The 12,240-nt window shown below is 52.5% G+C and carries 13 protein-coding genes; 9 read left to right on the top strand and 4 right to left on the bottom strand.

Annotation, left to right across the window (positions count from 1 at the left end):
- Positions 1 to 28 precede the first annotated feature (28 nt).
- Complete coding sequence (locus ACYVC2_RS15830) at positions 29 to 1,054, top strand: sugar phosphate isomerase/epimerase family protein (protein ID WP_461103417.1); 1,026 nt, start codon at positions 29 to 31, stop codon at positions 1,052 to 1,054.
- A 99-nt stretch (positions 1,055 to 1,153) separates the two neighbouring features.
- Here ACYVC2_RS15830 and ACYVC2_RS15825 read toward each other — a convergent pair whose 3' ends face one another.
- The 3 genes from ACYVC2_RS15825 to ACYVC2_RS15815 all read right to left on the bottom strand — a co-directional run bounded on the left by ACYVC2_RS15825 (position 1,154) and on the right by ACYVC2_RS15815 (position 4,471).
- The gene (locus tag ACYVC2_RS15825) at positions 1,154 to 2,017 is read right to left on the bottom strand and encodes a polysaccharide deacetylase family protein (protein WP_461103416.1); all 864 of its coding nucleotides are present in this window, start codon (positions 2,015 to 2,017) and stop codon (positions 1,154 to 1,156) included.
- Positions 2,018 to 2,048: 31 nt separating this feature from the next.
- Positions 2,049 to 2,858 (bottom strand): alpha/beta fold hydrolase, encoded by an 810-nt coding sequence (locus tag ACYVC2_RS15820; RefSeq protein ID WP_461103415.1) that lies wholly within the window; start codon positions 2,856 to 2,858, stop codon positions 2,049 to 2,051.
- 104 nt (positions 2,859 to 2,962) lie between these two features.
- Positions 2,963 to 4,471 carry a glycosyltransferase family 39 protein gene (locus ACYVC2_RS15815; protein WP_461103414.1) on the bottom strand — a complete coding sequence of 503 codons (1,509 nt, stop codon included), beginning with the start codon at positions 4,469 to 4,471 and terminating at the stop codon, positions 2,963 to 2,965.
- A 120-nt stretch (positions 4,472 to 4,591) separates the two neighbouring features.
- Between ACYVC2_RS15815 and ACYVC2_RS15810 the strand changes: the two genes are divergently transcribed.
- Positions 4,592 to 4,990, top strand: coding sequence for a hypothetical protein (locus ACYVC2_RS15810; RefSeq protein WP_461103413.1), 399 nt, complete (start codon positions 4,592 to 4,594; stop codon positions 4,988 to 4,990).
- A gap of 120 nt (positions 4,991 to 5,110) precedes the next feature.
- Here ACYVC2_RS15810 and ACYVC2_RS15805 read toward each other — a convergent pair whose 3' ends face one another.
- Entirely contained in the window at positions 5,111 to 6,040 is a 930-nt protein-coding gene (locus ACYVC2_RS15805) for a polysaccharide deacetylase family protein (protein ID WP_461107151.1), read from the bottom strand.
- A 146-nt stretch (positions 6,041 to 6,186) separates the two neighbouring features.
- Between ACYVC2_RS15805 and ACYVC2_RS15800 the strand changes: the two genes are divergently transcribed.
- The 7 genes from ACYVC2_RS15800 (at position 6,187) to ACYVC2_RS15770 (ending at position 12,101) form a co-directional block, all read left to right on the top strand.
- Complete coding sequence (locus tag ACYVC2_RS15800; RefSeq protein WP_461103412.1) at positions 6,187 to 7,956, top strand: FAD-binding protein; 1,770 nt, start codon at positions 6,187 to 6,189, stop codon at positions 7,954 to 7,956.
- On the top strand, positions 7,937 to 8,797 hold the full coding sequence (locus ACYVC2_RS15795) for a methyltransferase domain-containing protein (RefSeq protein WP_461103411.1): 861 nt from the start codon (positions 7,937 to 7,939) through the stop codon (positions 8,795 to 8,797). Before ACYVC2_RS15800 ends, ACYVC2_RS15795 begins: the two co-directional genes overlap by 20 nt.
- Positions 8,798 to 8,841: 44 nt before the next feature.
- A complete protein-coding gene (locus ACYVC2_RS15790) occupies positions 8,842 to 9,432 on the top strand; it encodes a hypothetical protein (protein WP_461103410.1) in 591 nt (196 codons plus the stop codon).
- A 71-nt stretch (positions 9,433 to 9,503) separates the two neighbouring features.
- Positions 9,504 to 10,598, top strand: a complete 1,095-nt coding sequence (locus tag ACYVC2_RS15785) for a hypothetical protein (protein WP_461103409.1) — start codon at positions 9,504 to 9,506, stop codon at positions 10,596 to 10,598.
- Positions 10,599 to 10,769: 171 nt separating this feature from the next.
- A complete protein-coding gene (locus ACYVC2_RS15780) occupies positions 10,770 to 11,108 on the top strand; it encodes a hypothetical protein (protein ID WP_461103408.1) in 339 nt (112 codons plus the stop codon).
- Positions 11,109 to 11,148: 40 nt separating this feature from the next.
- Complete coding sequence (locus ACYVC2_RS15775; RefSeq protein ID WP_461103407.1) at positions 11,149 to 11,379, top strand: hypothetical protein; 231 nt, start codon at positions 11,149 to 11,151, stop codon at positions 11,377 to 11,379.
- Positions 11,376 to 12,101 (top strand): zeta toxin family protein, encoded by a 726-nt coding sequence (locus ACYVC2_RS15770; protein WP_461103406.1) that lies wholly within the window; start codon positions 11,376 to 11,378, stop codon positions 12,099 to 12,101. Before ACYVC2_RS15775 ends, ACYVC2_RS15770 begins: the two co-directional genes overlap by 4 nt.
- The last annotated feature ends 139 nt before the right edge of the window (positions 12,102 to 12,240 follow it).

The following is a 12,240-nucleotide window of genomic DNA, read 5'->3' as shown; positions in this document are numbered from 1 at the left end:
TTTCGGCGGGGGCTTTTTTCACTGACCCATGACTCAAACTCGTCGCGATTTTCTCAACCAACTCGGTCTGGCAACGGCCGGCCTCACGTTATCCTCCGTTCTTCCCACGCAAACTTTTGCTGACATGACTGCAAAAAAATTCAGCTTCGACATTTCGCTGGCGGAGTTTTCGTTTGCTGCCGAGCTCATGTCGGGCAAGATGACCAACATGGAATTTCCGGCCCGAGCCAAGAACGATTTCGGGATCGACGTACTCGAATACGTCTCGATGTTCTTCAACAACAAGCATACCGACCAGGCGTATCTGAAAGAACTGAAGCAGCGCTGCGATGATCTGGGCATGAAAAACAACATGATCATGGTCGACGGGGCGAACATCGCGGACCTGAATGCAACGAAACGTCAGCAGGCGGTAGAAGCGCACCATCCCTGGATCGATGCAGCTAAATTTTTAGGCTGCAGCGCCATCCGGGTGAACTTCGGCGACACCAGCAAGGCCATTACGGGCGTGGCCGACGATCCGGCGGAGGAAGCCGCCAAAACCGCGGCCGACGGTTACCACAAACTGCTGGAATATGCCGCCAAATCGAACATGAACGTCATCGTCGAAAACCACTTTGGCAACTCCACCGACATCGACTGGCTGGTGGGCATCATGAAACAGGTCAATATGCCGAATGCGGGTCTGCTGCCCGATTTCGGCAATTTCTGTCGGCAGCGGAGCAAACCCGAAACGAACGACATCAAAGGCATCATGGGCACTAAATGCATCAAGGAATACGACCGCTACGAAGGGGTAAAAAAGATGATGCCCTACGCCAAAGGCATCAGCGCCAAAACGCATAAGTTCGACGCCAAAGGCAACGAGACCGAAACCGATTTCCGGCGGATGTTCAAGATCATCAAAGACGCCGGGTTTAGCGGCTACGTGGGTGTCGAATACGAAGGCGGGCTCATGCATATGTATAACCCCACCGGCGGTTATCTGGCCACGAACGACGGCATCCGGGCGACCAAGACCCTGCTCGAACACGTCCGGACCGAACTGGCATAAGTAAAAAGTAGATAGTGGTTAGTCATTAGTGGTTGTCATTCATCGTAAATGCTCACAACGAATGACAACCACTAATGACTAACCACTATCTACTTTTTACTATTTACTGATCTCGTTATAGCCGATGAGTTGAATGCCTTTGGCTTTGATCAACTGTTTGACGCGCGGGTTGGTCCAAATGTCAGTGACGCCCTGCCGGTCTTCGGCAACGTTCTCATAGCCAATATGGTGGATGGCCTGTACTTCCGGCGTATCCAGTCCGGGGTGATCGACAAACAGGTAGGTCTTGCCGGGTTCGAGGCTTTCGAGCATCTTCATAAAGCTCTGTAGTTTTTCGTCGGCCGTTACGTGCGCGCCGACGTAGCCCGCGTACTGCACGCCCGATTCCTGAAGGCTCGCGTCATGATGCGGAATGTGGTACTCCTGCGCCAGTTTTTTGACCAGTGCTTTCACCTCATCGTTTAGGCTGGTGCAGCCCATATGCCCGGAGAAGTGACTGATCCGGGGAATTTTCTTCAGCGCCAGTTCGATCTGCGCGCGGAATTCTTTTTCGATATCCGCCAGTTGCCAGTTGTTTTCGACCACCGACCGTTTCGGATAGTTTTTGTTCGGGCGCACCATCGGGTAGAAATAGCCGTCGGCATCGCGCAGGCTGGGGCAGTCGGACAGCGGTCGCCATTTGATGTTGTCCCACTCGCTGGTCAGGGTCAGGTGAATACCCACGTCGGCGGCTGGAATTTGCTTCAGCATTTCGGTCGCTTCCGGGAACCAGGGCGAGGGGACCAGCACTTCGATCGATTTCTCGATGCCTTCTTTGTAGCATTTCAGAATGGCTTCGTTGCCCGCGTGCGCGTAGCCCATGTCGTCGCCCCGGATGATGAGCCGGGGCGGATTGGTTTGCGCATACGCCTGGTAAAAAATTAGCAGAAGAAGCGCACTCAGGAGTCTTGATTTACTGGTCATGCTGACAGGAAAAGGACGTTTGTTTGGACCCTCATTTTATGAGGTATTTCTTATAGAAGTGTACAACCTGATCAATCACCAGCGTCGGCTGATCGGCAGGAATGTTGTGCGAACTTCCCTTCGCAAAAACCAGACGCCGATTGGGATTTTCCTTCACCAGATTGCGCTGGTCGGCTTTGAATCGTTCGTTCTGGTTAGCTTCAGCAAAAGGACCGTGTTCCGCCATAATATCCAGTACCGGAATGGCCGACGGCAACGGCACCTGTCTCACATAATCACTGGTACGCTCCATTCTGGCAAGTAAATAGTACAAGCTCATGTACTCTGCTTCATACTCTTTACGGTTAAGCTGCTGAGCATAGTTTCGGGCAAATCGCATGTCTGCGTGAGATGGTATTCTTGGGTCCAGCAGAACAATACCTTTCACCTGGTCAGGATGACGGGCGGCATAAACCCGGTTATAGAAGCCCCCCAGCGAGTGCCCCACCAGCATCAGTGGAGTATGGCTATAACCCAGGTGCTGCAAGGCAGTCTCCAGGCTTTTGATCTCCTGCAGAATCGTGTAGCCAACGGTGTCAAAGCTACTTTTACCAAAGCCAGCCCGGTCGTAGGTAATCACGGTTGCCTGAAGTTGCTGATGCACCACCGCAGCGATCGAGTCCCACTGGGAGGCATCCTGTCCGCCACCCGACTCAAAAAGTATGGGCGGATTTATGCCCTTCAGAACCCGAAAATGAAGGTGATAAGGACCGCCCTTGACGATGGTATCGAGTAATTGAGCATGAGCGCTCAACGCCACCAGGAACAGTAGCGAGAGTAAGGTTTGCTTAACATAGCTCATCTGGCATAGCCTGTCTTAACGATCATTTTTCATCAACGCATAAGCCCATTTCTTTTCCGACAATCGGCGCTGAATCCGGCGTTTTTTGCCTGGCCTGATGCGTCCTACCAGCGTTCTTCTTCGATCTCTTTAGCCAGCCGATTATTGATGTTCCCTTTAGCCTGCTGGAAAACGAAAATGGTAGCGCCCCGCTCCCGGGCGAATGGATTCGTAAGAGAGTCGGCAACATACCCTCTAGCGAACAAAGGCCCGGTTTCTGCTAGTTCATCGCTGCTTTCTTCAGCATTTTTGACCCGTATCAGATGGACATATCGTTTACTGAGATCGAACCAGTTGATATAATCGGCATTGAAGGTTACAGCTCTGATATTCCGTTTGGTGTAGAAATTGATCGCTCCGGCCTGGCCATAATTATCGCACAAAACCAGCGTCTTCTCCGGATCGGCAAGACGAACATAAGCGGCATCTACTTTAGCGGCCAATTCCCGCCAGCCAAGCATATCGGCAAAATCCTGGGGCAACTGATGGTCCCGACCGTCTTCCCAGCGCAGGAGCCCGAGTTTTTTATAACGATCAGGATGCCGGGCAATTTCCTGCGGGGTTTTGTTGGGAAAAGCCACCTGATACACCGGAATAAAAAATAAAACAGGCAGCGCCGTTAAAGCGGTCCGCCACCATACGGACCGTACGTGCGCAGCGATAAAAACTGCGCCGAACGCAATGTAAATTGGATAAAGTCCGATAGCATAATACCCTTTGGCTCGCAAAAACAAGAAGGTCGCCAGGGTAAAAATCAGGGCGAAAAAGAACGATCGGTAGACCCGGAATGGCCTGTAAAACAGCAGCCCATATAGTCCCGCGATGATGACAACCCAGGAGCCGATGAAATACAAGACCTGCTCTTTCAGAAAATCGACCCGATTCACGTTGACGAGTTGGGTCTGGGCCAGTAGCTTCATGTGGTGAATGCCCGGAAATCCCTGCTGATATTGCCAGATCAGGTTGGGCGAAATGAGCACCAGGCTTACTCCCAACGCCAGAAAAACATGGCGGTTCACCAACAGCCTGCGTTCGGGGGTCAGAACGATTGCCGGCAGCAATCCGATGAGTAGAAAAGCAAGGTTATATTTATTCAGGAAGCCAAACGCGAAAACAGCCGCGAATCCATAAAGCCATTTTTTGTCTTTGGAATCGATGTAATTGATGGCAACAAAATACAGCGTCGTCCAGCAAAGCACATCCAACGAATTAGGTTGAAACAGTTGATTCAGCCGTAACAGCACCGAAAACAGCAGACAGGTAGCGGCCAGCACACACGCGAACAAGCCACCTTTCAGCCCTTCGACCGTTTTCCAGACGACCAGCATGGTCAACGCTCCGAAGAGGGCCGGAAAAAATCGGATTACGAAAGCAGAATTCCCGAGCCAGCGGATGACCAGCGCGACCCAGGATGTAACGGGCGGCACCGACAGATAGCCCCAGGCCAGGTGACTGGCCTGATCGAGATGCAGGTATTCGTCACGGTGTAAGTCGTACTCCGGCAGGATCAGAAAATACTGCAGTACGAACTTGGCCGCAATAAACCCTGCTAATATCGCCGATCGGTTTGACATCGATTAAACATTTCTGATGAGACAAGGACAGTTTAGGCTACAAGCTATCGCAAAATACAGGATTCTCAAAAAACCTTCCTCCTGGAGACACTTGCCACCAAAAGTGGGTATGTTTGATTTATGAACCGACGCCTACACCCCGACGACCTTAACTCCTCACCCTACCAGGAACTCATTCAGTCGCTGGTCTTTCAGTGGGTCCATGCCGGCCTGCCCACCAAAGGGTTAACCCAGGCAGATTACCTCAGAGATATCCGTACCCTGTTGCTGACGACGCAGAGCCCTGCCCGGACCGAAACTATCGTTCGGGCGGTTCTCGGTCAGGCAGCCACGCTCGGGAAAACCGCAGTTTGGGTAGAACAGGAGCTTAAATTTGAAGGCATGGTAGAGGGGGCCGACCGAAACGACTTTCTACGGTTCGAACTCAGTCAGGCGCCGGAGCTGGATGATCGCCTGCTGGATAGCTACAACGAGCGGATAAACCGATTTTCGGCTCAGAATACAACCGGCCAAAAGTAATCGTAGGTTTCCCTTACGAATCAATACCGGCCCGAAACACCAAGCGGTGCCGGAAAATACCAGCACCGCTTTTCCCAATCGCACTCGGCTATAGAGCCAGCATGCGGAATGGTTCATGCTTTATTTACCATCGAAACTCTGGATCATGTTCCGGTACATGGTCGTAGCTTTCCACTGCCCGCCCGCAATGATGCGCCGAACGGTGTAGAGCGGCATCTGATCGTCAGGTTTGTCGGCGAGCGTAAAGGCGGCCGCGTAACCCCGCTTCTGAATTTCAGGAAGCGCCTGCTTGTTCCAAAGCCCAAACGGATAGGCAAAATACCGAACCGGCTTTCCGGTAATTGTTTCCAGCTTGGTTTTGGGTTCTTCCAGTTGAATTTTCCAGTCGTCGCCCTGGTATTTTTTCACATTGTGATGGTCCCAGGTATGCGCGCCGATGGTATGCCCCCGGTCGGCCAGATCCTTGATCTGAGTTTTGTCCATGTAGGGCTGTTTCCCCCGCCGGCCGATGGCTACGGTCATGATGAAGAACGTACCTTTGAACCCGTGCTTTTCGAGTTCAGGAGCGGCCACCTCGTACTGATCGAGGTCACCATCATCGAACGTGAGCATCACCGGTTTAGACGGCAGTGGAGCGCCCGTTGCCAGATAGGCGTACAGCTGGTCGGGCAGGATGGTGTGATACCCACTGTCGGCCAGCATCTTCATCTGCTCCTTAAAAGCCGCAACCGGAATAATGTAATCCTTTGCACTTTTGGAATCCGTCGGGCGCCAGTCACGGACCTGGTGGTAACACAGAATGGGCACTTGTGGACGAGCCAGAATGGTAGCCGCATCGGCAATTTTACCGGCGGGAATCGAGCTGGGATCGGGCGCTGCGGCCGACGTTTCTTTCGTAGCACCAGCCGGTTTATCGCCCCCCTCAACCTTTTCGGAACCAGCCGTTTCGTTGGCTCCTGACCCTTTCGACTGGCAGCTGGTCAGGCTACTCATACCGAATACAGACAGACAAAGTGCTGCTGCAAGCAATTGTGTTTTACGAATGAACATAAGCAACAAATATGTTCCAAACATAGGAAAAGTATCCAGGTTATAGTAGGAACTACTTAAACTTTAATTTATCCGGATACCAGTAAATAACAGGAACCGCTGTTAATCAGCCCGCTAGTCGGCGGCCTACTATCGTTGCGCACTTTATGCAGTTGAAAGATAAACTTCCTCTTAGTTATCTACTTTTTACAACCCGGGGCCGCATCCGACGTACCACCTACTGGCTTGTCTCGGCCTTCATCTGGAGTACGTTCTATGTGCTCCATACACTCCTGAACGATTTGCTTGGCGAAGGTGCAACGTATGCGCTTTACCCGCTCCTACTCGGTTCGCTGATTGCGACGGGCACCAAACGACTTCATGATACAAACCAGTCGGGCTATTGGCTGCTGGCGGTTCTGATTCCGGTTCTGGGGCCAGTCTGGCTTCTTTACCGACTGGGCTTCCGACGGGGAGACAAGCACCCCAATCGATTCGGTACCGTTCCCAACGAAGCCGCCGATTACCTCAAAAATGACAATGGACAACCCGTTCCGAACCGGCATACATCGGAGCGAATCATCAACGATGTTACCCAACTGAATCCGGTCACTGTAGCAGAGGTAGTCCGGCCCGGCTCGATCCCCGAACTGCAGGAGCGGCTACGCACGACCGTCGGCCCGGTTTCGGTAGGGGGCGGCCGCTTCAGCATGGGCGGGCAGACGGCGAGCCCCAGCAGCCTGCACATCGATATGCGCGGGCTGAATCAGGTGATTGCTTTTTCGAAGGAAGAACGATGGATTAGGGTGCAGGCTGGCATTCGCTGGTGCGACATTCAGCGGTATATCGACCCGCACGACCTGAGCGTCAAGATCATGCAGACCTACGCCAACTTCACCGTGGGCGGAGCGCTGAGCGTGAATTGTCACGGTCGCTACATGGGTCATGGCCCGGCCATTCTGTCTGTCCGCTCGATCGGGCTGGTGCTGGCCGATGGGGCGCTGGTGCCCGCCAGCCGTACCGAAAATCCGGAGCTGTTCTTTGGCGCGATCGGCGGCTACAACGGGCTGGGGATCATCGTCTCTGCCGAGCTGGATCTGGAAGAAAACCTGGCCGTCCGGCGCGACTACCATAAACTGCCTTACACGGCCTACCGCCATTATTTTCTGGCGTCCATTCGTGATAACACCCAGGCGGTTTTTCATAACGGCGACATGTATCCGCCCGCTTACAAAAACATGCGGGCCGTTACGTGGGTTAAGACGACAGAGAAGCCCACCGTGAAAACCCGCCTGATGCCGCTTCGGGAATCGTATCCGCTGGAACGGTATTTTATGTGGGCCTTTACCGAAACGCTGTTTGGCAAATGGCGTCGGGAGCATATCGTCGACCCGCTGCTGTACCTGAGCCAACCGATTCACTGGCGCAACTATGAAGCTGGATATGATGTAGCCGAACTCGAACCGCGCGCCCGAACGAAGCGCACGTATGTGTTGCAGGAATATTTTGTCCCGGTGGGGCAGTTCGATGCCTTTGCGGAGCAAATGAGTGAGATTTTCAACCGCTACGGGGTCAACGTCATCAATGTTTCGGTCCGGCACGCGTTGCCTGATGCGGGGTCGTACCTGGCCTGGGCACGCGAGGAAATGTTCGCGTTTGTGGTGTACTACAAACAGCGCACGAGTGAGGTGGCAAAAAATGCCGTTGCCGTCTGGACGCGCGAGCTGATTGACGCAGTGCTGTCAGTGGGCGGGGCTTACTACCTGCCTTATCAGCCCCACGCCACGCCGGAGCAGTTTCACCAGGCTTATCCGAATGCCCGGAAGCTGTTTGCGCTCAAGCATAAGCTGGACCCAACCTTTCGGTTCCGCAACGTTTTCTGGGACACGTACTATCAACCCGAAACTCAACCAAACTATGCCGAACCCAACATCTGAATTTCACGCGGTCTTCGACCAGACAAAACCGCGCGATGCGTTTTATCGATTCCTGCAGGTCGTTTTTCACCTCTATCCGGAAGACAAGTTTCATCACCTGATTGGGGAAGTGACAAAAACCGAATCGTCGGATGAGCGCATTTACAAAACCATTCAGCAGCGACTGCCCAGCATCAAACCGTTTCTGTCGGAGCTGACGTATGCCCTGCCGGCCCTAAAGGTGCAGAAGAAAGAAATGACGCGGCAAATGCTGGAACTCCTGCCCGCGGGCGTGGCTGTCAATGGCTATGTCGAGATTGGTTCACCGGGGCGCTACATCAGCGATCTGCGCAAACGCCTGACGGTCAACGAGCCGATTTATCTGATCAACGACGTTGCCCCCACGTTTAGCCCCGCCGACATCATGGAACGCGGTCAGCTCGGCAAACTCGGCACCTTCGTCGAGCTGAACGACTATGAGCCCATCAACCCGACGGCCATTCCCGACGAAAGCGTCGACCTGGTTACCTGCCTGATCGGCCTGCACCACGCACGTCCGGAAAAATTAGCTGGATTTCTGGCTTCCATCCACCGAATTTTGCGGCCCGGCGGCTGGTTCATCCTGCGCGACCACGATGTCAAAACCACCGACATGGCTACCTTCGTATCGCTCGTGCACACCGTCTTCAACCTGGGGCTAAATATCAGCTGGGAAACCGACCAGGAAGATTATAAAGGCTTCAAACCCATCCAGGAATGGAGCCAGCTCATCGGCAAAGCGGGTTTTACCGATGCTGGAAAACGGTTGCTGCAGGCCAACGACCCTTCCGACAATACGCTGGTGCTGTTTACCAAACACTGAAGCCGTTGAGAAGCCCGAGAGCCGTTTCTGAATGCAAAAAATTCATGCGAACTTTTCTTTTTGTTCTTAGTCTGCTCGTCTTTGCCGGATGCGCCGGCAAAGAAAAAGCCAAATCGATAGCCAGGGCCGACCCGACCGAAACCACAGCGACGGCCGAACCGCCAGCGCCCATAGTCGCCAACAATGCAGTTGCTACAAACGCGCCCACCGCCGGTGATACAAAATGGCAGTACGAAAAGCGCGTGGATCAACAGGGTCGCACCGTTTATAAAGCGTCTACGGTTTCGCCCAAACTGCTCGAGTTTGATTTTCCGTACAACGGTGGTTCCGTCGCTACGCTGACCATTCGGAAGCGGGCAAGCGATACGCACGTGTACATTCAGGTGTCGAAAGGACAATTTAACCGAAGTTTTCAGGGCGGGCAGGCCCGCGTTCGGTTCGATGGTGCTCCGCCGGTTTCATACGCGTTTTCGGCTGCCGAAAACGGGAGCGCCAACGTTATCTTTTTCGACGCTGGAAAAGCGCTGGTCGATAAACTGAAAACGTCCCGAACTATGGATGTCGACGTTGATTTTGCGGGCCAGGGCAAACGGCAGATCACCTTTAGAACCGACAACCTAAACTGGAACCATTGAGTAAATTGTCATTTATTATCATTTATCGTAAGCAAAACAACAAATGACTATTTACTAGAACTATCGATTCCATGCTTCGACTTCCTATTCTCACCGTCATTATGCTCGTGCTGGCCGTTATGCTGTTTGTGCGCAGCAAGCGCAACGCCCTGACGGTTCCTGCCGGAGAAGGTTGCGTGGTGCCAAAGAACTGGCTCGTCAGCAACACCCATCCGGTAACCCCCAGTGAGCACGTCCGTCCGGCCGACCAGACGTTTCTGACCTATCCGGAATGGTTTCTGGTGCATAGTCCCGCCGAAATCGCCGATTACGCCCACACGCATACCACCACGACCTTTCCCTACATGAGCCACGTGCGGCAACTCTGGCAGAGCTACGGCGTCGTGTACGACCAGATCAAATCGGCATTTCCGTTCAATACCGGTTATCACATCATGATCTGGGTCATTGGCGTCAGCACAACCGTCGAATATGCGCTGAAAGCTTTGTATGAAACTGTGGTTGGCCGCCTGACGGACCCGGCAGCCGGGGCTGTTCTGACCGAAGAAGACCAATTCAACGCCCGCTTCACGCAGGATTACGTAGACTTTATTCGGGTACGCCCCTGGTATGAATTCGACTTCATGACCCGGATTCCCCAGTTGCTGAAGGCATCTTTTTTCGGCCCGCATTTTTTTCGCAAACTCGACCGCAAATACACGCTGCTGACGGAATTACTGGTGAAAGCGGGTTATGGTTATCTCATCAAACTCGGCACCAAAGCTTCCTACGACGAAGCACTGCCTACCACCGCCGTCATCGTCAATCAGTTGTCCAACCCTCTTACTCCTGCGCCCAACCCACCCGCTCAAACCTACCCCGATGGGTCGGCCTTATTGTTGCTGCCGCGCTACGAAGCGTTCCATCCGGCCATATCGGCGCTGGTAAAACAAGGGGTAAGTTTCCGCGAAATTGCCGGCAACAACTCGGCCATTCTGCTGACCGTGCTGGCACCGGAAACCTGGCAACCTGCCTCGCCTACGCTACGAGCCGTCTTTACGCAACCCATTGTGACCAAACCCGGTCTGAAGCGGGTAGCTCTCGTTACAGTGGTTGGGCAGCTCGACAAAGCCATTCGGTACATCGATCAGCCGGGCGTCAACATCGAGCATGTGTACGACTATTGACAATTTTATTCACTGGATAAGACTACAACCGCCTGAGCGATTTGGTCGCGGCCGACGAAAAATCCGGGCAAAGGATAGTACAGAAAACTCGTCTGGCCAGTTGAATAGATCCGTTAGATTTGAAAGTCATAAAAAACGGCTATCCGCCCCGATACAATCCTGGGATCGGTTATGCTGGTGAACAACGAAATGGGGGTTATTCAACCTCTTCAGGAGATTGCCCAACTGGCGCACAAGTTCTATGGTCCGAAGGGTAGTAGTGGGCTATTTATTTGTCAGCGACGCCCGAACAAAGTAAAACTAGATGCGCTTTTGCCCGGCGGTGGCCACAAACGCGGCATACGGAACGGCACGCTGAACGTACCGGGCATCGTGGTCATGGGCCTGACCGAAACCGAAGCCTTTTCATGCCTGCGCTTTAGCCTTGGACGATTTACGACCGAAGCCGATGTAACGGCGACGGTTAACGCCATCAAGGGAGTTGTGGAGGAATTGCGGGCGTTGGTATGATTTAATCTGGTAATTTTACGTTTACACAACCGAGTAGACGATGGTACTTTCTGATAAGGCAGTTGATTATTTAGAACAGCAGATTCCTGAACTGGCTTCTATTGCTACGCGGCAGGCCTATTGGCAAACGCTGGCTTCGGGCGATAGTGTACTGATTGCAGAGAACGGACAAATCGTAGAAGTAAAACCTGACGGTTCACGCACGTATGTGAAAACCGTTGACAAACCGAAAGCCATCACCCAAAAGTATTTTCGCATTCCGAAAGCATGATTAAACGAATGCGGATGTTTGCCGGGCCGAACGGCTCGGGAAAGAGTACGGTAAAGTCAGTAATTGAAGCCAATATGCTGGGTTACTACCTCAATCCCGACGACATTGAAAAGGCCGTTAAGCATGATGGCTATTTCGATGTCCGTAGTCTCAATTTACCGATGTCTGAGTTAGAAATTATCCACTTTTTCGAACAACACCCGTTGCTTAGCCGCGCCGATGAAGCCGATTTTATACAAGCAATCCGGTTTGTACAGGAGGAGTTTATTGACTTTGCCAATGTTGGCTTTAGCTCATACCTAAGTGTTATTCTGACGGATTTCTTACGACACAAACTGATTGAAGCAGGGCGTTCCTTTACATTCGAGACCGTAATGTCGTCGGCGGATAAGGTACAAACGTTGCAAAAAGCCCGTGACGCTAGCTTTCGCAACTACTTGTATTATGTAGCTACAGAAGACCCGCTCATTAACATTAGTCGAATTAAACACCGGGTTAGAATGGGTGGACATAATGTACCGGATCAGAAAGTTACTGAACGCTACTACCGTTCATTGGATCTGCTACTTGATGCTGTGCGGCTTACTAACCGAGCCTATATTTTTGATAACTCCGGCGAAACCAAAGTCTGGATTGCCGAGATTACCGACGGCATTGACATTGAACTCAAGACAGACTTAATTCCTCAGTGGTTTACCCGTGCCGTACTTGATAAAATATAGCTGATTTTATTGATCCCTTGCACGTATTGCTGGCCGTGGGCCTAACCGAAACCGAAGCCTTTTCATGCCTGCGCTTTAGCCTTGGACGATTTACAACCGAAGAAGATGTAACGGCTGCGATAGACGGAGTAAAAGGCGT

This window comes from Spirosoma koreense (assembly GCF_054777875.1).
This window is presented reverse-complemented; position numbering and strand designations above follow the sequence as displayed.

Bases quoted from the DNA above. Each gene is read 5' to 3' on its own strand.
- ACYVC2_RS15775 (WP_461103407.1), top strand. From the start codon at position 11,149: ATGGTACTTTCTGATAAGGCAGTTGATTATTTAGAACAGCAGATTCCT.
- ACYVC2_RS15770 (WP_461103406.1), top strand. From the start codon at position 11,376: ATGATTAAACGAATGCGGATGTTTGCCGGGCCGAACGGCTCGGGAAAG.
- ACYVC2_RS15785 (WP_461103409.1), top strand. From the start codon at position 9,504: ATGCTTCGACTTCCTATTCTCACCGTCATTATGCTCGTGCTGGCCGTT.
- ACYVC2_RS15830 (WP_461103417.1), top strand. From the start codon at position 29: ATGACTCAAACTCGTCGCGATTTTCTCAACCAACTCGGTCTGGCAACG.
- ACYVC2_RS15780 (WP_461103408.1), top strand. From the start codon at position 10,770: ATGCTGGTGAACAACGAAATGGGGGTTATTCAACCTCTTCAGGAGATT.
- ACYVC2_RS15800 (WP_461103412.1), top strand. From the start codon at position 6,187: ATGCAGTTGAAAGATAAACTTCCTCTTAGTTATCTACTTTTTACAACC.
- ACYVC2_RS15810 (WP_461103413.1), top strand. From the start codon at position 4,592: ATGAACCGACGCCTACACCCCGACGACCTTAACTCCTCACCCTACCAG.
- ACYVC2_RS15815 (WP_461103414.1), bottom strand. From the start codon at position 4,471: ATGTCAAACCGATCGGCGATATTAGCAGGGTTTATTGCGGCCAAGTTC.
- ACYVC2_RS15790 (WP_461103410.1), top strand. From the start codon at position 8,842: ATGCGAACTTTTCTTTTTGTTCTTAGTCTGCTCGTCTTTGCCGGATGC.
- ACYVC2_RS15820 (WP_461103415.1), bottom strand. From the start codon at position 2,858: ATGAGCTATGTTAAGCAAACCTTACTCTCGCTACTGTTCCTGGTGGCG.
- ACYVC2_RS15805 (WP_461107151.1), bottom strand. From the start codon at position 6,040: ATGTTCATTCGTAAAACACAATTGCTTGCAGCAGCACTTTGTCTGTCT.
- ACYVC2_RS15795 (WP_461103411.1), top strand. From the start codon at position 7,937: ATGCCGAACCCAACATCTGAATTTCACGCGGTCTTCGACCAGACAAAA.
- ACYVC2_RS15825 (WP_461103416.1), bottom strand. From the start codon at position 2,017: ATGACCAGTAAATCAAGACTCCTGAGTGCGCTTCTTCTGCTAATTTTT.